This window comes from Enterobacter sp. 03-F-07-AD-ECC, from assembly GCF_047530935.1.
Classification (GTDB): Bacteria; Pseudomonadota; Gammaproteobacteria; order Enterobacterales; family Enterobacteriaceae; genus Enterobacter; species Enterobacter cloacae.
The window spans coordinates 1-22,343 of record NZ_JBLKBZ010000009.1 but is presented as its reverse complement, the minus strand read 5'-3'; the positions used below and the strand labels follow the sequence as shown (position 1 = coordinate 22,343).

Sequence of the window (22,343 nt, the reverse complement as noted above, 5' to 3'; positions counted from 1 at the left end):
CTATCTATATTCAACTCATGAACGCAAAAACGAACGACACCACCAACGCGCTTCTGCTGGATAACCAGCTCTGTTTTGCCCTCTATTCGGCAAACCTGGCGCTTAACAAGCTGTACCGGCAACTGCTGGCGCCGCTTAACCTGACCTACCCGCAATACCTGGTGATGCTGGTACTGTGGGAGCAGGATGACATTACGGTGTCGGACATCGGTGAGCGGCTGTTTCTTGACTCTGCCACCCTGACGCCGCTGTTGAAGCGTCTGGAAAGCGCCGGGCTGATCAACCGTCAGCGTTCGCGTAAAGACGAACGCCAGGTCGCCGTCACGCTGAGCGATGCGGGACGTGAGCTGCAGCAGCAGGCCTCCGGGATCCCTCACGCGGTGGGATGCGCAGCGCAATGTGACACTGACACCATGCTGGCACTCAAGCAGCAGCTTGAACTTTTGCGACATCAGTTACATCACGCGTAAGGCTATACTTTACGCGTATTTATTTACCCCAATACATCGCGCGATATTTAATAGCACGCACTAACGTAAGATGAGGAACCTGCCATGTCTTTAGAAAAAGTTGTCTACACTGCCAAAGCAAAAGCGACCGGAGGCCGTGACGGCCGCGCAACCTCTTCCGATGGCGTCCTGGACGTCAAACTGGGTGTGCCAAAAGAGATGGGCGGCATGGGGGGCGAAGTGACCAACCCTGAACAGCTGTTTGCTGCCGGCTACTCTGCCTGTTTCCTGGGGGCGATGAAATTTGTGGCTGCGCGCGACAAATTTACGCTGCCAAAAGAGGCCTTCATTGAAGGTGAAGTGGGCATTGGTCCACTGCCAACCGGTTTTGGTATCGAAGCCAAACTGAACATTCACGTTGAAGGCATGGATCCTGCAGAAGCCAAAAAACTGGTGGATGCCGCGCACATTGTGTGCCCGTACTCCAACGCGACCCGCGGCAACATCGACGTGACCCTGAATATCATCGCGTGATAAATGCCTGATGGCGCTGCGCTTATCAGGCCTACGACTGTAGCCCCGGTAAGCGCAGCGCCACCGGGGAAATCCCCTCCATTCCCTCATCCTCTCTGTGCTACCATAAGCCCATATCACGCCCGTAGTAATCAGTAGAGAAAGCGTTATGTCCTCCAGAATTCTGACCACCAGCATTGCTGGTATTGATGCCTTTATGCGCGATCCCCGCGGTGTGTTGACGCACGCCGAAGGCGGCACGCTTGCAGTGTTGGCCGACAACGCCCCGGCGTTTTACGCCCTCACCCCGGAGCGTCTGGCGCAGCTTCTGGAGATAGAAGCGCGGTTGTCGCGCCCGGTAAGTGACGTCACGCTCGATAACCAGTTCTTTGAAGAGCCGGGTAACGCCCCCGTCACGGTGCCGATGGGGAAATTTGCCCTGTACGCGGGCTGGCATCCGGATGTGGATTTCCAGCGGCAGGCGGCATTGTGGGGCATTGCGCTGACGCAACCGGCTACCCCTGAGGAGCTTGCCGCCTTTATTGCCTGGTGGCAGGCAGAAGGCAAAGTCTTCACCCACATTCAGTGGCAGCAAAAGCTCGCCCGCCATCTGCAAATTAACCGCGCCAGCAATAACGGCCAGCCAAAACGCGATATCAACGCTTTTTCAGAACCGGATAAACAGATCCCTAATGGATTCCGAGGTGCGAAATGAAAAACGTCGGCGACCTGATGAAACGACTGCAAAAGATGATGCCAGCCAATGTGAAGCCTGCCTTCACAACGGGTGAAGAACTTCTGGCGTGGCAAAAAGAACAGGGTGAGATCCGCGCTGCCGCCCTCGCCCGTGAAAACCGGGCGATGAAAATGCAGCGTACCTTTAACCGCTCCGGTATTCGCCCCCTGCATCAGAACTGCTCATTCGATAACTATAAAATTGAGACCAACGGGCAGATGAACGCCCTGGCCGCCGCCCGGCAGTACGTGGACGAATTCGACGGCAACATCGCCAGCTTTATCTTCAGCGGTAAGCCCGGTACCGGTAAAAACCACCTGGCCGCCGCCATCTGCAACGAACTGCTTCTGCGCGGGAAATCGGTGTTAATCATTACCGTGGCCGATATCATGTCTGCCATGAAAGATACCTTCAGCAACCGTGAAACCAGCGAAGAGCAGTTGCTTAACGATCTGAGCAATGTGGATTTGCTGGTTATTGACGAGATCGGTGTTCAAACCGAATCCCGCTATGAAAAGGTGATCATTAACCAGATTGTCGATCGCCGCTCTTCCTCCAAGCGTCCCACCGGCATGCTGACCAACCACAATATCGACGAGATGACCCGCTTACTGGGCGAGCGCGTGATGGATCGCATGAAGCTGGGCAACAGCCTCTACGTTATCTTTGACTGGGAAAGCTATCGCAGCCGCGTCACCGGTAAAGAGTATTAAGACAGTTCCAGGAATCGCCGCCGGAGCGGAGGTATATACTGGACCTCTTCCGGCCCAAAACGGACCTTTTTGAGAAAGCCATTATGAAAAAACAGATTCTTTTCAGCACACTTTTAGGCGCCCTGCTGGTCACCGGCATGGCCCATGCCGCGTCATGGCAGGAGTCCCTCTCCAGCGCCGCCAGCGAACTCACCAAAGAGAGCGGCAGCACTCAGGGCGGGCTGTCAGCCTCTTCCCTCACCAGCCTGCTGGGCAATAGCTCCCAGAGTCTGAGTGCCGGCACCATGAACAACGCAGCAGGCATCCTGGAATACTGTGCGAAGCAAAAGCTGGCTTCCGTGACCGATGTGCAAAATGTGAAAAACCAGGTGCTCGGTAAGCTGGGTCTGGACACCCAGGAGCAGAAAGCCGACACCAACTACATGGACGGCATTCAGGGTCTGCTGAACGCGCAAAATGGTCAGCAGCTGAATCTGAGCACCCTTGGCAACTCATCTCTGGCGAAACAGGTGAAAACCAAAGCCTGCGATCTGGTGCTGAAACAAGGCGTTAATTTCATCTCTTGATCGGCCCCATTTCCTGCCACAACACGCCGCGTTTAATACGTTAGTCTTGCAACGCGGCGTGAAACCGGCATTTTCCCCTTCTGCCCTCGTCTCAGCATCCGTACAGCAGGATGCGACCGCCTTCAAAAAAACGATTTTCTAAACCAATTCCTAACAACGGCACACTTTCGTGACACTAAAATTGCAGCTTAGCGACATCGCCATTACATTGTATTACCCAAAAAATAATCAATTAGCCAGCGAAGCACCTGGCGTCATGAGGATATGCTGTTGTCAGAGTTAATGTCCCTTGCCCTTTTTCTGGCCTCCATCGGCGTTTACGCCTGGAAAGCTGGCCGTAATACCTGGTGGTTTATCGCCACGCTGGTGGTGCTCGGCATTTTTATTGTTTTAAACATTACGCTCTACGCCAGCGATTACTTTACCGGAGACGGGATAAACGATGCGGTGCTCTACACCCTGACCAATAGCCTGACGGGCGCGGGCGTGGGTAAGTATATCCTCCCCGGTCTGGGGCTGGTGCTGGCGCTGGTGACCATTTTTGGCGCGCTCGCCTGGGTGCTGCGCCGCCGCCGTCATCTTCCGCACCACCATGGCTACAGCCTGCTGGCGCTTTTCCTTGCGCTGGCCTCAGTGGATGCCAGCCCGGCATTTCATCAGATCACCGAGCTGGTGAAATCCCAGTCGCGCGACGGTGACCCGGATTTCGTGGCGTACTATAAAGAGCCATCGAAAACGATAGCCAACCCGAAGCTTAATCTGGTGTACATCTACGGCGAGAGTCTGGAGAGGACCTATTTCGATAACGACGCCTTCCCGAACCTGACGCCGGATCTGGGCGCGCTGAAAAACGAAGGCCTCGACTTCAGTCACACCATGCAGCTGCCCGGCACCGACTACACCATTGCCGGAATGGTTGCCTCCCAGTGCGGCATTCCTCTGTTTGCCCCCTTTGAAGGCAACGCCTCAGCTTCAATGTCGAGCTTCTTCCCGCAGAATATCTGCCTGGGCGACATCCTGAAAAACTCCGGTTACGAGAACTATTTTGTCCAGGGGGCCAACCTGCGCTTTGCCGGGAAAGATGTGTTCCTGAAATCACACGGGTTTGATCATCTGTACGGCTCAGAAGAGTTAAAAACGACCGTCGCCGACCCCACTTACCGCAACGACTGGGGCTTCTACGACGATACCGTGCTGGATGAGACCTGGAAAAAATTCGAAGAACTGTCCCGCGCCGGGAAACGCTTCTCCCTCTTTGCCCTGACGGTAGATACTCACCATCCTGACGGTTTCGTCTCGCGCACCTGCAAGCGCAAACGCTACGACATTGACGGCAAAGATAATAAATCCTTCAGCGCCGTCACCTGTAGCCAGGAGCATATCGCCGCCCTTGTTCAGAAAATCAAAACCTCACCCTGGTTCAAAAACACGGTGATCGTGGTCTCTTCAGACCATCTGGCGATGAAAAACAGCGCGTGGGATCAGCTGAACAAACAGGATCGCAGCAACCTGTTCTTCGTTCTGCGCGGCGACAAACCGCAGCAGGAGGTAATCGCCACCAAGCGTAATTCGATGGATAACGGTGCCACGGTGCTGGATATTCTTGGCGGTGACAACTTTATTGGTCTTGGCCGCAGCACGCTGTCGGGACAATCGCTGTCCGAAGTGTTCCTCAACATGAAGGAAAAAATCCTCGCCTGGAAGCCGGATATCATACGTCTGTGGAACTTCCCGAAAGAGATGAAAGACTTCACTATCGATCAGGATAAAAAAACGATCGCCTTCTCAGGCAGCCACTTCCGGCTGCCGCTGCTGCTGCGCGTGTCGGATAACCGCGTTGAGCCGCTGCCTGAAAGCGAATACTCGGCGCCGCTGCGCTTCCAGCTGGCGGAGTTTGCCCCGCGTGATAACTTTGTCTGGGTCGATAAGTGCTACAAAATGGGCCAGCTCTGGTCGCCGCCGCTGGCGCTGTCGACGGACTGGTGTGTCTCTCAGGGGCAGCTAGGCGGGGAGCAAACCGTGCAGCACGTGGATAAGCCAGTATGGAAGGGCAAAACCGCCTTCAGGGATACGGTTATCGATACCGCCCGCTATCAGCGCAACATTGATATGCTGAAAATCGTCGACAACGATATTCGCTATAAAGCCGACAGCTTTATCTTCAACGTCGCCGGTGCGCCGGAAGAGGTTAAACAGTTCAGCGGTATCTCTCGTCCGGAGTCCTGGGGACGCTGGTCCAACGCACAGCTGGGCAATGAGGTAAAAATTGAGTATGCCCACCCCTTGCCGCAGAAATTCGACCTGGTGATCACCGCCAAAGCGTATGGCGCTAATGCTAACCGCCCTGTTCCGGTACGGGTGGGCGACAGCGAGCAAACGCTGACCCTTGGCAACGAAGTCAGCACCACCACGCTGCATTTCGATAATCCTTCACGGAGTAATACCCTGGTGATTGTGCCGCCAGAGCCGCAATCTACCAATGAAGGCAATATTCTCGGCCACTCACCGCGCGAGCTCGGGATTGGCATGGTCGAAATTAAAATCGTGGGTAACGCAGGCTAATGCGTGTCGGCCTTAACATCACCGTTCGCCCAACACGCCCCGGTGACGTCACCGCCCTGCCCGCCATAGAACGCGCGGCGGGCGAGCGTTTCCGGGATTACCCGGAACTCGCCTGGCTTGCAGAGGGCGAGGTCATTTCCGCTGAGCAGCATCTCGACTACGCCGAACGCGGACTGAGCTGGCTGGCGCAGGCCAACGACCAGCCGGTCGGTTTTATCCTCGCAGAGACGCACGTTTCGTCGCTGTTCATCGTGGAGCTTTCGGTGCATCTGGACTGGCAGGGAAAAGGGATCGGCCGACGGCTCATCGCCTGTGTCGCTGACCAGGCCCGCAAAAGGGGGCTGGCATCGCTGACGCTGACAACCTTCCGGGACGTGCCGTGGAATGCGCCGTTCTATGCGCGGCTGGGGTTTGAAATGATAACGACGCTGACGCCTGAACTGCGTGAAAAACGCGAAGAAGAGACGGCGCACGGTTTAGCGTATGACGCTCGCTGTGCCATGCGCCTGCCTCTGTAATATCGCCCGGTGGCGCACCGTCATTGCGTAGGCCGGGTAAGGCGTAGCCGCCACCCGGCACCACATACGGCGTTAGAAGGTTTCCCAGTTATCGCCCGCATCCGCGGTCGCCGGTTTACGCATCACCGCCGGTGCAGCAACGCTTTTGGCTGCGGCAAACTCACGTGCTTTCATCTGCTCCTGCTGAATACGGAACACCGCGACGGCCTGCGTCAGGCGGCTCGCCTGCTCTTCCAGCGCCGCAGCGGCAGCAGCAGACTCTTCAACCAGCGAGGCGTTCTGCTGAGTCACGCGATCCATCTCCGCCACCGCCAGACCAACCTGATCGATACCGCGGCTCTGCTCATCAGAGGCAGAGGCGATTTCGCCCATGATATCGGTCACGCGGGTCACCGCATTAACGATTTCACCCATCGTTTCACCGGCGCTTTCCACCAGCGTTGAGCCCACTTCCACACGACCGACGGAGTCTTCTATCAGGCTCTTGATCTCACGGGCAGCCTGGGCACTGCGCTGGGCCAGGTTACGTACTTCACCTGCCACGACGGCGAATCCGCGCCCCTGCTCACCCGCACGTGCAGCTTCAACCGCCGCGTTCAGTGCCAGAATATTGGTCTGGAAGGCAATACCGTCAATCACGCTGATAATATCGGCGATTTTCTGCGAACTGCCCGCGATGTCGCGCATGGTTTGCACCACGTTATCCACCACTTTCCCGCCCTTCTGTGCGGTTTCAGACGCGCTCAGCGCCAGGTTGCTCGCCTGGCGGGCATTTTCGGCGTTCTGCTTCACGGTCGCCGTCAGCTGCTCCATGCTGGCTGCGGTCTCTTCCAGGGAAGCGGCCTGCTGTTCAGTACGGGAAGAGAGATCGTTATTGCCCATCGCGATTTCGCTCGCGCCGCTGTAGATAGCGTTTGCGCCGTTACGCACGTCACCAACGGTACGTACCAGTTCGCTCTGCATATGACGCAGCGAGTCGGCCAGTTCACCCATCTCGTTAGCGCCTTCCACTTCAATGCGCTTCACCAGATCGCCGCTGGCGATATGGCGGATGTTGTCGATGAGACGGGTCAGCGGAGAGATCAGCGCCTGCTTGATACCCAGCCACACGCCCACGATGACCACCAGCACAACCATCAGCACGCTGATCAGCACCCAGATCGCCTGGCTGTAAGAGCTGTTGCTGTTTTCCACCGCCATCTGATACAGCTTGTCGTTCTGCAGCAGGTAGTTCACATACTGCTTCTCAAAACCATCCTGATAGCTCTGGGTAGGCTGATCGAAGAAAGCGTTAATTTTGCCTGCACCCAGCAGCTGAATCAGCTCCGCCAGCGCGCCGTGATAAATATCGTAGTTACGCTTAATTTCCATCGCTTCAGCGTCGCTCTGACGCGGATCGCGCGGCAGGGCTTCGTAGGCAGCCCAGTTTTTTTCCGCCTGTTTCAGTGACACAGAGGCAATTTGCATCAGATCGTTCACGGTCGCGCCGCTGCCGATATTGTTCTGATCCATCATGTAGCGGATGCCCGCGCGGTTCAGGGTGTTACGGGTTTGCAGCAACGCCACCCAGCTGGCGTTCAGCGTGGATTGTTGCTGGCGAATGGTTTGCAGGACGGTGAAATTCTCTTTGTCATGCTTCAGGGCATTGAAGAAAAGACCACCGGAGGTCAGTTGTAAAAGGCCAAATATCGCTAAAACCAGCATTAAGCTGGTGACAATCTTGATACGGTTTAACATGTTTTCTCTTCCTTCAGACAGATACAGAATTTTCGGCCTGGAAAGGGAAAACTTTACGAAAATCATCCTTTAATTTGTGGTTTTTACTCTTCGTCACGCGCTGCGTTATGGCGGTTTCCCAGCGCGATAAACTCCTCAAGCAGCGCCGTCAGCTGTTTCATCTTCTCCGGCGTATATTCCGCCTCTATTTGCTGGTACGCCTCTTCCACCTGCGCCTGAGCGTGCTCGTACAGCGCGTTGCCCTCTTTGGTCAGCGACACGTACAGTTTGCGCTGGTCATTGACCGGTTTTAAGCGCAGCACCAGACCGTCGCGCTCCATGCGCGTCAGAATGCCCGTCAGGCTCGGGCGCAATATGCAGGTCCGAAACGCCAGATCGTGAAAATCCATCGAGGGATGTTCAGCCAGCACTCGCACAATGCGCCACTGCTGCTCGGTCAGATTATGCCGCTTCACAATCGGTCGGAAGTAGGACATTGCCGCTTCCCGCGCCTGCAACAGGGCGATAGTTAAAGAATCATGCATAGCCACTCCCGCTTATTGTTAACAAGTAAACAATTCAAAATCGCTGTTTTAATCAACTGCTTTTTGACCATCGAAAAGTCTAACAGAAACAACAGCACTTTATTAACACGATGATAAATATATCATTTCAAACGAAAATGTAAATTTATTGTTATTCATATCACAAATGTTTCACTTCTGATTGCGAAATAATCAGCAAAAGCATAAAACCAGATCATTAACATATTAACAAAATTAACGCCGGCGTTCCGGCTTGAGGAGTATGTCAATGAAAGGTACCGTTTTTGCCGTGGCGCTGAACCACCAAAGCCAGCGCGACGCCTGGGCTGAGGCGTTTGAAAAAGCCCCTTACAACACCCCGCCAAAAACCGCGGTGTGGTTTATCAAGCCACACAACACGGTGATCCGCGCAGGTGAACCCATCCCGTTCCCGCAGGGTGAGACGGTGCTGAGCGGCGCAACCGTCGCGCTGGTGGTGGGCAAAACGGCCAGCAAAGTTCGCGTGGAGGACGCAGCGGCCTACATCGCCGGATACGCGCTGGCCAACGAGGTAAGCCTGCCGGAAGAGAGCTTTTATCGCCCGGCAATCAAAGCCAAATGCCGGGACGGGTTTTGTCCGCTGGGTGAGCTGGTCGCCGTCGACAACGTGGATAACCTGACTATCATCACCGAAATCAACGGCCGCGAAGCGGACCACTGGAACACCGCCGGGCTACAGCGCAACGCCGCCGAACTGCTGAGCGCCCTGAGCGAGTTCGCGACCCTGAATCCGGGCGATGCGATCTTGCTCGGCACGCCGCAAAGCCGCGTCGAGATCCGCCCTGGCGATCGGGTACGCATTCTGGCGGAAGGGTTCCCGGCACTGGAAAACCCGGTGGTGGATGAACGCGACGTGGCGATGGCTCAGGGCGCGCACCCTCACCCCACGCTGTTCGCCCTCGGCCTGAACTACGCCGATCACGCCAGCGAGCTGGCATTCACGCCACCGACAGAGCCGCTGGTATTTATCAAAGCGCCCAATACCTTCAACGGCGACAACCAGACCTCGGTACGCCCGGACAACGTTGAGTACATGCACTACGAGGCGGAGCTGGTGGTGGTCATCGGCAAAACCGCGCGTAAGGTCAGTGAAGCCGAGGCGATGGATTTTGTTGCGGGCTACACGGTCTGTAACGACTACGCCATTCGCGACTATCTCGAAAATTACTACCGCCCGAATCTGCGGGTCAAAAGCCGCGACGGGTTAACCCCCATCAGCCCCAACATCGTGCCAAAAGCAGCCATTCCCGATCCGCATAACTTAACCCTGCGCACCTTCGTCAACGGTGAATTACGTCAGGAAGGGACCACGGCGGATCTGATCTTCAGCATCCCATACCTGATTGCATACCTGAGCGAATTCATGACTCTGCAGCCGGGCGACATGATCGCCACCGGCACGCCAAAAGGACTGTCCGACGTGGTACCGGGGGATGAAGTGGTGGTGGAAGTGGAAGGCGTGGGTCGCCTGGTAAACCGGATTGTGAGTGAGGAGACGGCAAAATGAAAAAGATTAACCACTGGATCAACGGCAAAAACGTGGCGGGAAGCGACTACTTCCACACCACCAACCCGGCCTCCGGCGAGGTGCTGGCAGAAGTCGCCGCCGGCGGGGAAGCGGAAATCCATCAGGCCGTGGCGGCAGCAAAAGAGGCTTTCCCAAAGTGGGCCAACCTGCCGATGAAAGAGCGTGCGCGTCTGATGCGTCGCCTGGGCGATCTGATTGACCAGAACGTGCCGGACATTGCCGCGATGGAAACCGCCGACACCGGCCTGCCCATCCACCAGACCAAAAACGTGCTTATCCCGCGCGCCTCGCACAACTTTGAGTTCTTCGCCGAAGTGTGCCAGCAGATGAACGGCAAAACCTACCCGGTTGACGACAAGATGCTGAACTATACCCTGGTGCAGCCGGTGGGCGTCTGCGCGCTGGTGTCGCCGTGGAACGTGCCGTTTATGACCGCCACCTGGAAGGTCGCCCCATGCCTGGCGTTGGGGAATACCGCCGTGCTGAAGATGTCTGAACTCTCGCCGCTGACCGCCGACCGTCTGGGCGAACTGGCGCTGGAGGCGGGTATTCCGGCGGGCGTGCTGAACGTGGTGCAGGGCTATGGCGCCACGGCAGGCGATGCGCTGGTGCGCCATCACGACGTGCGGGCCGTCTCCTTCACCGGCGGCACCGCCACCGGGCGCAATATCATGAAAAACGCCGGGCTGAAGAAATACTCCATGGAGCTGGGCGGCAAATCCCCGGTGCTGATTTTTGAAGATGCCGACATTGAGCGCGCGCTGGACGCCGCCCTGTTCACCATCTTCTCCATCAACGGCGAGCGCTGCACCGCGGGCTCGCGCATTTTCATCCAGCAGAGCATCTACCCGGAATTCGTCAAACGCTTCGCCGAGCGCGCCAACCGCCTGCGCGTGGGCGATCCGACCGATCCGAATACCCAGATTGGCGCACTGATTAGCCAACAGCACTGGGAGAAAGTCTCCGGCTATATCCGCCTGGGCATTGAGGAGGGCGCGACCCTGCTGGCGGGCGGCCCGGACAAACCGGCCGACCTGCCTGCGCACCTGAAAGGCGGTAACTTCCTGCGCCCGACGGTGCTGGCGGATGTCGACAACCGCATGCGCGTGGCGCAGGAGGAGATCTTCGGCCCGGTAGCATGCCTGCTGCCGTTCAAGGACGAAGCGGAAGGGCTGCGCCTGGCCAACGACGTGGAGTACGGCCTGGCGTCGTACATCTGGACCCAGGACGTCAGCAAAGTGCTGCGTCTGGCGCGCAATATCGAAGCGGGCATGGTGTTCGTGAATACCCAGAACGTGCGCGATCTGCGCCAGCCGTTTGGCGGCGTGAAGGCCTCCGGCACCGGGCGCGAAGGCGGCGAGTACAGCTTTGAGGTGTTCGCGGAGATGAAGAACGTCTGCATCTCCATGGGCGACCATCCGATTCCAAAATGGGGGATCTAAAATGGGAAAGTTAGCGTTAGCGGCAAAAATCACGCACGTACCGTCAATGTATCTCTCTGAGCTGCCGGGTAAAAACCACGGCTGCCGTCAGGGGGCCATCGACGGGCATAAAGAGATCGGCAAGCGCTGCCGCGAGCTGGGCGTCGACACCATCATCGTCTTCGACACCCACTGGCTGGTGAACAGCGCCTATCACATCAACTGTGCGGACCATTTTTCAGGCATCTACACCAGTAACGAGCTGCCGCACTTTATCCGCGACATGACCTACGACTACGACGGCAACCCGGAGCTCGGGCAACTGATCGCCGACGAGGCGGTCAAGCTTGGCGTGCGCGCCAAAGCGCACAACATCCCGAGCCTGAAGCTGGAGTACGGCACGCTGGTGCCGATGCGCTACATGAACGCGGATAAGCACTTCAAAGTGGTCTCCATCTCGGCGTTCTGCACGGTTCACGACTTCGCCGACAGCCGCAGGCTGGGCGAGGCCATCGTCAGCGCCATTGAAAAGTATGATGGCACCGTGGCGGTGCTCGCCAGCGGCTCACTGTCGCACCGCTTTATCGACGACCAGCGTGCGGAAGAAGGGATGAACAGCTACACCCGCGAGTTCGACCGCCAGATGGACGAACGGGTGGTGAAGCTATGGCGCGAAGGCCAGTTCAAAGAGTTCTGCAGCATGCTGCCGGAGTACGCCGATTACTGCTACGGCGAGGGCAACATGCACGACACGGTGATGCTGCTGGGCATGCTCGGCTGGGACAAATACGACGGCAAGGTTGAATTCCTCACCGAGCTGTTCGCCAGCTCCGGTACCGGCCAGGTTAACGCCGTTTTCCCGCTGCCCGCGTAAGGAGCCACCATGCCGCATTTTATCGCTGAATGTACCGACAACATCCGCGAGCAGGCCGACCTGCCGGGGCTGTTCGCCAAAGTGAACGAGGCGCTGGCCGCCACCGGTATTTTCCCCATCGGCGGTATCCGCAGCCGCGCCCACTGGCTGGATACCTGGCAGATGGCGGACGGCAAGCAGGATTACGCCTTTGTGCATATGACGCTGAAGATTGGTGCCGGGCGCAGCCAGGAAAGCCGCGAGGCCGTGGGGGAGATGCTGTTTGCGCTGATCAAAGCGCATTTTGCCAACCTCATGGCCGCCCGCTATCTGGCGCTGTCGTTTGAGCTCGACGAACTGCACCCGACGCTCAATTACAAGCAAAACAACGTGCACGCGTTGTTTACGTAATACCGTCCCCTCTCCCACTGGGAGAGGGAGAAAACAAACATAAAACAGGATATCGCCATGCTCGACAAACACACCCATACCCTGATCGCCCACCGCCTGCATCAGGCGGAGCAGTCCCGGGAGCAGATCCGCGCGATCTCGCTGGAGTACCCGGAGATCACGATTGAAGACGCCTACGCCGTACAGCGCGAATGGGTGAACCTGAAAATCGCCGAAGGCCGCGTGCTGAAAGGCCACAAGATCGGCCTCACCTCAAAAGCGATGCAGGCCAGCTCGCAGATCAGCGAGCCGGACTACGGTGCGCTGCTGGACGATATGTTCTTCCACGACGGCAGCGACATCCCCGTCGATCGCTTTATCGTCCCGCGCATTGAGGTGGAGCTGGCCTTCGTGCTGGCAAAACCGCTGCGCGGACCGAACTGCACGATCTTCGACGTCTACAACGCCACAGATTATGTCATCCCCGCGCTAGAGCTCATCGATGCCCGCTGCCACAACATTGACCCGGAAACCCAGCGCCCGCGCAAGGTGTTCGACACCATCTCCGATAACGCCGCCAACGCGGGCGTGATCCTCGGCGGCCGTCCGATTAAGCCCGACGAGCTGGATCTGCGCTGGATCTCCGCCCTGCTCTATCGCAACGGCGTGATCGAAGAGACCGGCGTCGCCGCGGGCGTGCTCAACCACCCGGCTAACGGCGTGGCGTGGCTGGCCAACAAACTTGCCCCCTACGACGTTCAGCTTGAGCCAGGCCAGATCATTCTCGGCGGTTCGTTTACCCGTCCGGTCGCGGCCAGCAAAGGCGATACCTTCCACGTGGACTACGGCAACATGGGCTCCATCAGCTGCCGCTTTGTCTAGGAGATAACCATGCAAAACGCATTCAAAACGGCGCTGAAAGCCGGAAAACCACAGATTGGTTTATGGCTGGGGCTGACCAGCAGCTACAGCGCCGAACTGCTGGCGGGGGCTGGTTTCGACTGGCTGCTGATCGACGCCGAACATGCGCCGAACACCGTGCAGACCGTCCTAACCCAGCTGCAGGCCATCGCCCCTTATCCGAGCCAGCCGGTCGTCCGCCCGTCGTGGAACGATCCGGTGCAGATCAAACAGCTGCTGGATGTGGGCGCGCAAACCCTGCTGGTACCGATGGTACAAAACGCCGAAGAAGCCCGTCTGGCGGTCCGTTCCACGCGCTATCCGCCTGCGGGTATTCGCGGCGTGGGCAGCGCCCTGGCGCGGGCCTCGCGCTGGAACCGCATCCCGGACTACCTGCACCAGGCCAACGACGCCATGTGCGTGCTGGTGCAAATCGAAACCCGCGAGGCGCTAAAAAACCTGCCGCAGATCCTGGATGTGGACGGCGTCGACGGGGTGTTTATCGGCCCGGCGGATCTGAGCGCCGACATGGGCTTTGCCGGTAATCCTCAGCACCCGGAAGTGCAGGCGGCCATTGAACAGGCGATCGCGCAGATCCTGAGCGCCGGCAAAGCGCCCGGCATCCTGATGGCCAACGAGCAGCTGGCCAAACGCTATCTCGAACTCGGTGCGTTGTTTGTCGCCGTCGGCGTCGACACCACCCTGCTCGCCCGCAGCGCCGAAGCGCTGGCGGCACGTTTTATCGATCACCCGGTTACGTCAGTTAATAACAATAAATCCGTCTACTAAACGTAAGATCTGGAGCGCACCATGACGACCTCTACCCTGCAAGATAATAAAGCTGTTGAACATCGCGTTATAAATAAGCTGTTCCGTCGTTTGATCGTGTTTCTCTTCATCCTGTTTGTCTTCTCGTTTCTCGATCGCATCAACATTGGCTTTGCCGGGCTGACGATGGGCAAAGATCTGGGCCTCACCTCCACGATGTTTGGCCTGGCCGCGACGCTCTTTTACGTCACCTACGTGCTATGCGGGATCCCGAGCAACATCATGCTGGCGAAGATCGGCGCCCGGCGCTGGATCGCCGGGATCATGGTGGTGTGGGGGATCGCGTCCACCTGCACCATGTTCGCCACCAGCCCGGAAACGCTCTATGTGCTGCGCATGCTGGTGGGCATTGCCGAGGCTGGCTTCCTGCCGGGGATTTTGGTCTATCTCACCTGGTGGTTTCCGGCCTATCACCGCGCCCGCGCCAACGCGCTGTTTATGATTGCCATGCCGGTAACCATGATGCTCGGCTCTATTCTTTCCGGCTACATCCTGGCGATGGACGGGCTGTGGAATCTGAAAGGCTGGCAGTGGCTGTTCCTGCTGGAAGGGTTGCCGTCGGTGGTGCTCGGCGTGGTGACCTGGTTCTACCTTAACGACACCCCGGATCAGGCCAGCTGGCTGGATGATGAAGAAAAGCAAACGCTGAAAACCATGATCGCCCGTGAGCAAGAGCTGGCGGTGGCGCATGCCGCCACGCCGCGTTCAACGCTGCGTGAAGTCCTGACCCCGGCGGTACTGCTCTATACGCTGGCCTATTTCTGCCTGACGAACACGCTGAGTGCGATCAACATCTGGACGCCGCAGATCCTGCAAAGCTTCAACACCGGCAGCAGCAACATTGTGATCGGCCTGCTGGCGGCGATCCCGCAGTTTTGCACCATCCTCGGCATGATCTGGTGGAGCCGTCGCTCCGACAGGCTGAAAGAGCGAAAAAAGCACACCATCCTGCCGTATCTCTTCGCGGCGGCGGGATGGATGCTGGCCTCGGCCACCGATCACAGCCTGATCCAGCTGCTTGGCATCATCATGGCCTCAACCGGATCGTTTACCGCCATGGCGATATTCTGGACCACGCCGGATCAGGTTATTAGCGTGCAGTCCCGTGCGGTGGCGCTGGCGGTGATCAACGCTATCGGCAACGTCGGATCCGCTGTCAGCCCGCTGCTGATCGGCATTCTGCGTGATGCCACCGGCAGCTTCAGCTCCGGGCTGTGGTTCGTCGCCGGGCTGCTGGTGGTGGGCGCGCTGGTGCTGACGCGGATCCCAATGACCCGCCAGGAAAGCCTCGGGCGCGATCCGGGGATGGCGGCACAGAAGATCCACTGAGGAGGAGCTATGTGCCAGAGCCCCGTCGCCAATATCGATATCAGCAAAGAGTACGACGAAAGTCTGGGCACCGACGATGTGCACTATCAGTCGTTCGCCCGCATGGCGGCCTTTTTTGGCCGCGACATGCAGGCGCATCGTCACGACCAGTATTTTCAGATGCACTTTCTTGATACCGGGCAGATAGAACTCCAGCTCGACGATCATCGCTACTCGGTGCAGGCTCCGCTGTTCGTCATTACCCCACCGTCGGTGCCGCACGCGTTTATCACCGAATCCGACAGCGATGGCCACGTTCTGACGGTACGCGAGGATCTCATCTGGCCGCTGCTGGAGGTGCTCTACCCCGGCACGCGAGAAGCGTTTGGCCTGCCGGGGATCTGCCTGTCGCTGGCCGATAAGCCCGACGAGCTGGCGGCGCTCAGGCACTACTGGCAGCTGATTGCCAGGGAATCCACCGGGCAACTTCCTGGGCGCGAGCATACCCTGGTGCTGCTCGCGCAGGCGGTCTTTACCCTGCTGCTGCGTAACGCCAGGCTCGACGACCACGCTTCAGGCGGCATGCGCGGTGAGTTAAAACTGTTCCAGCGCTTTACCCAGTTGATTGACACCCACTATCACCAGCACTGGACGGTGCCGGACTACGCCTGTGAACTCCACCTGACCGAATCCCGCCTGACCGATATCTGCCGCCGCTTCGCCAACCGTCCGCCGAAGCGGCTGATCTTCGACCGCCAGCTGCGCGAAGCCAGACGGCTGTTGCTCTTTTCCGACAGTACGGTCAGCGAGATTGCGTGGCAGTTGGGCTTTAAGGATCCGGCCTATTTTGCCCGCTTTTTCAATCGCCTGACGGGTTGCTCGCCCAGCGCGTATCGGGCGCAGAAAGTACCGGTTTCCCCTGTTGCCCTCACCTCTGCCCTCTCCCAACGGGAGAGAGAGTAACCGTCCCCTCTCCTGTTGGGAGAGGGTTAGGGTGAGGGAAATCACACTCTGCGATCTCTCGCGAAAAGTACCTGCCGTTGTCCCAATCGTCCCTTCACGTTCCGCCCCTCTCACGCTTCAATTAAACAACAAAAACAAAACATAAATTTAACAAACCAATTCCGATACGAGGTCCCTATGAAGCCTGAAGAGTTCCGCGCTGATACCAAACGCCCGTTAACCGGCGAAGAGTATTTAAAAAGCCTGCAGGATGGCCGCGAGATTTATATCTACGGCGAGCGCGTTAAAGACGTCACCACCCATCCGGCGTTTCGCAATGCGGCGGCCTCCATCGCGCAGATGTACGACGCGCTGCACAAACCGGACATGCAGGATACGCTGTGCTGGGGCACCGACACCGGCAGCGGCGGTTACACCCATAAGTTCTTCCGCGTGGCGAAAAGCGCCGACGACCTGCGTCAGCAGCGAGACGCCATCGCCGAGTGGTCTCGCCTGAGCTACGGCTGGATGGGCCGCACGCCGGACTACAAAGCCGCGTTCGGCTGCGCGCTTGGCGCGAACCCGGCCTTCTACGGCCAGTTTGAGCAAAATGCCCGTAACTGGTATACCCGCATTCAGGAAACCGGCCTGTACTTTAACCACGCTATCGTCAACCCGCCTATCGACCGCCACAAACCGGCGGACGAGGTGAAAGACGTCTATATCAAGCTGGAAAAAGAGACCGACGCCGGGATCATCGTCAGCGGCGCCAAAGTGGTTGCCACCAACTCCGCGCTGACCCACTACAACATGATCGGCTTTGGCTCCGCGCAGGTGATGGGCGAAAACCCGGACTTTGCGCTCATGTTCGTCGCGCCAATGGACGCCGAAGGGGTGAAGCTGATCTCCCGCGCCTCCTACGAGATGGTGGCTGGCGCTACCGGCTCGCCGTACGACTACCCGCTCTCCAGCCGTTTTGATGAGAACGACGCGATCCTGGTGATGGATAATGTACTGATCCCATGGGAAAACGTGCTGATCTACCGCGATTTCGACCGCTGCCGTCGCTGGACCATGGAAGGCGGTTTTGCCCGCATGTACCCGCTGCAGGCCTGCGTGCGTCTGGCGGTGAAGCTCGACTTCATCACCGCCCTGCTGAAAAAATCGCTGGAGTGTACCGGCACCCTGGAGTTCCGCGGCGTGCAGGCAGATCTCGGCGAAGTGGTCGCCTGGCGCAATATGTTCTGGGCGCTGAGCGACTCCATGTGTTCCGAAGCCACGCCGTGGGTGAATGGCGCGTACCTGCCGGATCACGCGGCGCTGCAAACCTATCGCGTGATGGCGCCAATGGCCTACGCGAAGATTAAAAACATCATCGAACGTAACGTCACCAGCGGGCTGATCTACCTGCCATCCAGCGCACGGGATCTGAACAACCCGCAGATCGATCAGTATCTGGCGAAGTACGTGCGCGGATCCAACGGCATGGATCACGTCGAACGCATCAAGATTTTGAAGCTGATGTGGGATGCCATCGGCAGCGAATTTGGCGGCCGTCACGAGCTGTATGAGATCAACTACTCCGGCAGCCAGGACGAAATTCGCCTGCAGTGTCTGCGCCAGGCGCAAAGCTCCGGCAACATGGACAAAATGATGGCGATGGTCGACCGCTGCATGTCTGAGTACGACCAACACGGCTGGACGGTGCCACACCTGCACAACAACAGCGATATCAACATGCTGGACAAGCTGCTGAAATAACGCAGCGGGAGGTTTCAATGCATTCAGATGAACAACGCCTGCGTTTTCGCGACGCCATGGCCAGCCTGTCGGCCGCGGTGAATGTCATCACCACGGCGGGCGATGCCGGACGCTGCGGGATCACCGCCACTGCCGTCTGCTCGGTAACGGATTCCCCGCCGTCGATTATGGTCTGTATCAACGCCAACAGCGCCATGAACCCGGTGTTTCAGGGCAACGGCAAACTGTGCGTGAATGTGCTCAACCACGAGCAGGAGATCATGGCTCGCCATTTCGCCGGTATGACCGGGATGGCCATGGAGGAGCGCTTTACCCTCTCCTGCTGGCAGAAAGGTCCTCTGGCGCAACCGGTGCTGAAAGGGGCGCTGGCAAGCCTGGAAGGCGAGATAAGTCAGGTGCAAACCATCGGCACGCATCTGGTTTATCTTGTTGAAATTAAAAATATCATCCTCAGTGAAGAGGGCCACGGCCTGATCTATTTCAAACGCCGTTTCCACCCGGTAATGATGGAGCCGGAAGCAGCCGTGTGATCCCCTCCCGCGCTGGCCCTCCTGAGGCCAGCGCGCCTTTCTGCAAAAATTCCTAAGGTTTCCGCTAAATCACGCCGTTATATAGCCATAAGAGAAATTTTCTGTGCCTGAATACTGACACGCTGTGTCAGTGCTACCCGCATCATTCAGCGCATACCCTAATATACAGGAAGACCTTATGGCTAAAACGACGCGGAGCCGCTCGGCTGAACGTCTGGTCGATATTCTCCTTGAGCTACATTTAAACGGTGTGATAAACCGCAGTGCGCTGATGGAGAAATTTAATATTACCGAGCGTACCGTCTACCGGGATTTAAATGCGCTCTCCCCGATTGTGGAACATACCGGAAACGGGCTATATCGGCTGATCCATTCCGCGCAATCGCCCGGCGGACAAGGATTACACCATACCCTTGCTAACTTCCTGAATGCTGATAGTTTTTTCCCCGAAAGAAACGCGGAGTTTTGGGAGAAACTCGAAAACCGCGTTGACGAAAATCATATTCTTATTCTCGCCAACGAGGCGGAGCACACGGCAGAACGTGATATTCGTCGCCATTTATCCAACATTGAAAAATCGATTAAAAACTGTAATGTTTGCCAGATCGTTTATAAAGGCAAAACCCGGCTGATTAACCCCTATAAACTCATTAACAAAAAAAATATATGGTATTTACAAGCTACCGAAAATAGCCGGTTAAAATCCTTCTCATTGAGTCAGATTCGCTGGCTTGATATTCAGAAACGCACCTTTACGCCGGACGAAAATGTGATCGGGCTGTTGGAAAAAAACCTCGATCCATGGGTATCGGAAGATACTTTCGAGGTGAAAATATTTATTAAGGATAATATTTCACACTACTTCCTGCGCCGCGATCTCCTCCCGGCACAAGAGCTGCTGGAGGAGCAACACGACGGCGTGACGCTGCGCTGTCAGGCAGCACATGAAAACCAGATCCTGCCGCTGCTGTTCTACTGGTTACCCAACATTCAGATCCTGGAGCCAGCCTGGCTTAAGGAAAAGCTGGTTAAAACGCTGGAAGGCTACCTGGCGGGGAGCGCAGCCACGGTAACCGGGTGATCTGTATCACATTATCTTTCCCGCTGGCGGCGAGCCTGAACCACTCGCCGCCCCCTTTGACCGCTCACCAGGCACTTTCAACCACTCACCCATTTTCTCCCCTTTACGCGCGCAAGCTTCTGGCACGATCGCTCCAGCATTACTCAATACCTCCTCACAACGAACCCTGACCCTTTTTTCTTTACATAAAAAACCAGGTCTTACTATGGATACTAAAAAACTACTGAAGCACGTGCCCTGGGCCTTACTCGGGATCCTCGGCGCTTTCTGTCTGGCGGTTGTCGCATTACGCCGGGGCGAACACGTAAGCGCCCTGTGGATCGTGGTCGCGTCGGTTTCCGTCTACCTTGTGGCTTATCGCTACTACAGCTTATACATCGCGCAGAAGGTCATGAAACTCGACCCGACGCGTGCCACCCCGGCGGTCATTAACAATGACGGCCTGAACTACGTGCCAACCAACCGCTATGTGCTGTTTGGTCACCACTTTGCCGCCATTGCAGGCGCTGGCCCGCTGGTCGGCCCGGTACTGGCCGCGCAGATGGGCTACCTGCCGGGTACCCTGTGGCTGCTCGCTGGTGTAGTGCTGGCGGGTGCGGTGCAGGACTTTATGGTGCTGTTTATCTCCTCGCGCCGTAACGGTTCATCGCTGGGTGAGATGATCAAAGAAGAGATGGGCCGCGTGCCGGGTACTATCGCCCTCTTCGGCTGCTTCCTGATTATGATCATCATCCTCGCGGTGCTGGCATTAATTGTGGTGAAAGCGCTGGCAGAAAGTCCTTGGGGCGTCTTTACCGTCTGCTCTACCGTGCCGATTGCGCTGTTCATGGGGATCTACATGCGCTTCCTGCGCCCTGGCCGCGTCGGCGAGGTGTCGGTCATTGGTATCGTGCTGCTGGTTGCCTCTATCTACTTCGGCGGTGTGATTGCGCACGACCCGTACTGGGGTCCGGCGCTGACCTTTAAAGACACCACCATCACCTTTGCCCTGATTGGTTACGCGTTTATTTCTGCCCTTCTGCCGGTATGGCTGATTCTGGCTCCGCGTGACTATCTGGCGACCTTCCTGAAAATCGGCGTCATCGTCGGGCTGGCGATCGGTATTGTGATCATCAACCCTGAACTGAAAATGCCGGCGGTGACCCAGTACATTGACGGTACCGGTCCGCTGTGGAAAGGCGCCCTGTTCCCGTTCCTGTTTATCACCATCGCCTGTGGTGCCGTTTCTGGCTTCCACGCGCTGATCTCCTCCGGCACCACGCCGAAGCTGATGGCCAACGAAACCGACGCGCGTTTCATCGGTTACGGTGCCATGCTGATGGAATCCTTCGTGGCGATCATGGCGCTGGTGGCTGCGTCTATCATCGAACCGGGTCTTTACTTCGCGATGAACACCCCGCCGGCAGGCCTGGGCATCACCATGCCAAACCTGCATGAGATGGGCGGTGACAACGCGGCGCTGATTATGGCGCAGTTGAAGGACGCCAGCGCCCACGCGGCGGCGACCGTCAGCTCCTGGGGCTTTGTGATTTCGCCTGAGCAGATCATGCAGACCGCGAAAGACATCGGCGAACCGTCCGTGCTGAACCGCGCCGGTGGCGCACCGACGCTGGCGGTAGGTATTGCACACGTGTTCCACAAAGTGCTGCCGTGGGCAGACATGGGCTTCTGGTACCACTTCGGTATTCTGTTCGAAGCGCTGTTCATCCTCACCGCGCTGGACGCCGGTACCCGTGCAGGCCGCTTTATGCTGCAGGATCTGTTGGGTAACTTCGTGCCGTTCCTGAAGAAAACCGACTCGCTGGTGGCGGGCGTGCTGGGTACCGCGGGCTGCGTTGGCCTGTGGGGTTACCTGCTGTACCAGGGCGTTGTTGACCCACTCGGCGGCGTGAAGAGCCTGTGGCCGCTGTTCGGTATCTCTAACCAGATGCTGGCAGCCGTTGCCCTGGTGCTCGGCACCGTGGTACTGGTGAAGATGAAACGCACCAAATACATCTGGGTCACCGTGGTGCCTGCGCTGTGGCTGCTGCTCTGCACCACCTGGGCGCTGGGTCTGAAACTGTTCAGCAGCAACCCGCAGCTGGAAGGCTTCTTCTACATGGCTAACCAGTACAAAGCGAAAATTGCCGCCGGTGGCGCGGATCTCACCGCCCAGCAGATTGCCAACATGAACCATATCGTGGTGAACAACTACACCAACGCGGGTCTGAGCATTCTGTTCCTGGTGGTGGTGTACAGCATTATCTTCTACGGCATCAAAACCTGGATGAAAGTGCGTAACGCTGAAGGTCGTACGGACAAAGAGACCCCGTACGTGCCGGTACCGGAAGGCGGTGTGAAGACCTCTTCGCACCATTAATCTACTAATACCCCTCACCCCAGCCCTCTCCCCATAGGGGAGAGGGTGTACAAGTTCCCTCTCCCCTATGGGGAGAGGGTTAGGG

21 protein-coding genes are annotated in these 22,343 nt (G+C 57.5%); 19 read left to right on the top strand and 2 right to left on the bottom strand.

Translation table 11 applies throughout. The annotated features are described in order from the left end of the window. The first annotated feature begins 17 nt into the window (after positions 1-17). The 7 genes from ACMWKA_RS15005 to ACMWKA_RS14975 all read left to right on the top strand — a co-directional run bounded on the left by ACMWKA_RS15005 (position 18) and on the right by ACMWKA_RS14975 (position 6,057). Positions 18-470 carry a MarR family winged helix-turn-helix transcriptional regulator gene (locus ACMWKA_RS15005; RefSeq protein ID WP_013095464.1) on the top strand — a complete coding sequence of 151 codons (453 nt, stop codon included), beginning with the start codon at positions 18-20 and terminating at the stop codon, positions 468-470. An 84-nt stretch (positions 471-554) separates the two neighbouring features. Beyond that, positions 555-983 (top strand): organic hydroperoxide resistance protein, encoded by a 429-nt coding sequence (locus tag ACMWKA_RS15000; protein ID WP_013095463.1) that lies wholly within the window; start codon positions 555-557, stop codon positions 981-983. A gap of 148 nt (positions 984-1,131) precedes the next feature. After that, positions 1,132-1,677, top strand: coding sequence for a primosomal protein DnaT (gene dnaT, locus ACMWKA_RS14995; protein WP_038418637.1), 546 nt, complete (start codon positions 1,132-1,134; stop codon positions 1,675-1,677). Beyond that, positions 1,674-2,411 (top strand): DNA replication protein DnaC, encoded by a 738-nt coding sequence (gene dnaC / locus ACMWKA_RS14990; RefSeq protein ID WP_013095461.1) that lies wholly within the window; start codon positions 1,674-1,676, stop codon positions 2,409-2,411. The genes dnaT and dnaC overlap by 4 nt, the downstream gene beginning before the upstream one ends. An 83-nt stretch (positions 2,412-2,494) precedes the next feature. Beyond that, on the top strand, positions 2,495-2,977 hold the full coding sequence (locus ACMWKA_RS14985) for a DUF2501 domain-containing protein (RefSeq protein ID WP_038418636.1): 483 nt from the start codon (positions 2,495-2,497) through the stop codon (positions 2,975-2,977). A 270-nt stretch (positions 2,978-3,247) separates the two neighbouring features. Beyond that, a complete protein-coding gene (gene opgB / locus ACMWKA_RS14980; protein ID WP_038420877.1) occupies positions 3,248-5,539 on the top strand; it encodes a phosphatidylglycerol--membrane-oligosaccharide glycerophosphotransferase in 2,292 nt (763 codons plus the stop codon). Continuing rightward, the gene (locus tag ACMWKA_RS14975; protein WP_246932347.1) at positions 5,539-6,057 is read left to right on the top strand and encodes a GNAT family N-acetyltransferase; all 519 of its coding nucleotides are present in this window, start codon (positions 5,539-5,541) and stop codon (positions 6,055-6,057) included. Before opgB ends, ACMWKA_RS14975 begins: the two co-directional genes overlap by 1 nt. A gap of 72 nt (positions 6,058-6,129) precedes the next feature. On the opposite strand, the gene tsr is transcribed toward ACMWKA_RS14975, so the two are convergent. Continuing rightward, positions 6,130-7,794, bottom strand: a complete 1,665-nt coding sequence (gene tsr / locus ACMWKA_RS14970) for a methyl-accepting chemotaxis protein (protein ID WP_095427792.1) — start codon at positions 7,792-7,794, stop codon at positions 6,130-6,132. 83 nt (positions 7,795-7,877) lie between these two features. Further along, complete coding sequence (gene hpaR, locus ACMWKA_RS14965; RefSeq protein WP_013095456.1) at positions 7,878-8,318, bottom strand: homoprotocatechuate degradation operon regulator HpaR; 441 nt, start codon at positions 8,316-8,318, stop codon at positions 7,878-7,880. 268 nt (positions 8,319-8,586) lie between these two features. On the opposite strand from hpaR, the gene hpaG reads away from it, so the two are divergent. The 12 genes from hpaG to ACMWKA_RS14905 all read left to right on the top strand — a co-directional run bounded on the left by hpaG (position 8,587) and on the right by ACMWKA_RS14905 (position 22,258). Continuing rightward, the gene (gene hpaG / locus ACMWKA_RS14960) at positions 8,587-9,864 is read left to right on the top strand and encodes a 4-hydroxyphenylacetate degradation bifunctional isomerase/decarboxylase (RefSeq protein ID WP_013095455.1); all 1,278 of its coding nucleotides are present in this window, start codon (positions 8,587-8,589) and stop codon (positions 9,862-9,864) included. Further along, entirely contained in the window at positions 9,861-11,327 is a 1,467-nt protein-coding gene (gene hpaE / locus ACMWKA_RS14955; protein ID WP_013095454.1) for a 5-carboxymethyl-2-hydroxymuconate semialdehyde dehydrogenase, read from the top strand. The genes hpaG and hpaE overlap by 4 nt, the downstream gene beginning before the upstream one ends. A gap of 1 nt (position 11,328) precedes the next feature. After that, positions 11,329-12,180 carry a 3,4-dihydroxyphenylacetate 2,3-dioxygenase gene (hpaD, locus tag ACMWKA_RS14950; protein ID WP_013095453.1) on the top strand — a complete coding sequence of 284 codons (852 nt, stop codon included), beginning with the start codon at positions 11,329-11,331 and terminating at the stop codon, positions 12,178-12,180. Between the two features lie 9 nt (positions 12,181-12,189). Further along, positions 12,190-12,570, top strand: a complete 381-nt coding sequence (locus tag ACMWKA_RS14945) for a 5-carboxymethyl-2-hydroxymuconate Delta-isomerase (RefSeq protein WP_058678929.1) — start codon at positions 12,190-12,192, stop codon at positions 12,568-12,570. 57 nt (positions 12,571-12,627) lie between these two features. Next, positions 12,628-13,431 carry a 2-oxo-hept-4-ene-1,7-dioate hydratase gene (gene hpaH, locus ACMWKA_RS14940; protein WP_020688843.1) on the top strand — a complete coding sequence of 268 codons (804 nt, stop codon included), beginning with the start codon at positions 12,628-12,630 and terminating at the stop codon, positions 13,429-13,431. Between the two features lie 9 nt (positions 13,432-13,440). Continuing rightward, entirely contained in the window at positions 13,441-14,238 is a 798-nt protein-coding gene (hpaI, locus tag ACMWKA_RS14935; RefSeq protein WP_038981110.1) for a 4-hydroxy-2-oxoheptanedioate aldolase, read from the top strand. 21 nt (positions 14,239-14,259) lie between these two features. Further along, positions 14,260-15,606 (top strand): 4-hydroxyphenylacetate permease, encoded by a 1,347-nt coding sequence (gene hpaX / locus ACMWKA_RS14930; protein WP_023620766.1) that lies wholly within the window; start codon positions 14,260-14,262, stop codon positions 15,604-15,606. 9 nt (positions 15,607-15,615) lie between these two features. Next, on the top strand, positions 15,616-16,548 hold the full coding sequence (gene hpaA / locus ACMWKA_RS14925; protein ID WP_029882186.1) for a 4-hydroxyphenylacetate catabolism regulatory protein HpaA: 933 nt from the start codon (positions 15,616-15,618) through the stop codon (positions 16,546-16,548). 177 nt (positions 16,549-16,725) lie between these two features. Then, positions 16,726-18,288 (top strand): 4-hydroxyphenylacetate 3-monooxygenase, oxygenase component, encoded by a 1,563-nt coding sequence (gene hpaB / locus ACMWKA_RS14920; RefSeq protein WP_013095447.1) that lies wholly within the window; start codon positions 16,726-16,728, stop codon positions 18,286-18,288. A 17-nt stretch (positions 18,289-18,305) separates the two neighbouring features. Then, entirely contained in the window at positions 18,306-18,818 is a 513-nt protein-coding gene (locus ACMWKA_RS14915) for a 4-hydroxyphenylacetate 3-monooxygenase reductase subunit (protein WP_020688846.1), read from the top strand. 178 nt (positions 18,819-18,996) lie between these two features. Then, positions 18,997-19,899, top strand: coding sequence for a helix-turn-helix transcriptional regulator (locus ACMWKA_RS14910; protein ID WP_020688847.1), 903 nt, complete (start codon positions 18,997-18,999; stop codon positions 19,897-19,899). A 205-nt stretch (positions 19,900-20,104) separates the two neighbouring features. Further along, positions 20,105-22,258, top strand: coding sequence for a carbon starvation CstA family protein (locus ACMWKA_RS14905; RefSeq protein ID WP_029882188.1), 2,154 nt, complete (start codon positions 20,105-20,107; stop codon positions 22,256-22,258). The last annotated feature ends 85 nt before the right edge of the window (positions 22,259-22,343 follow it).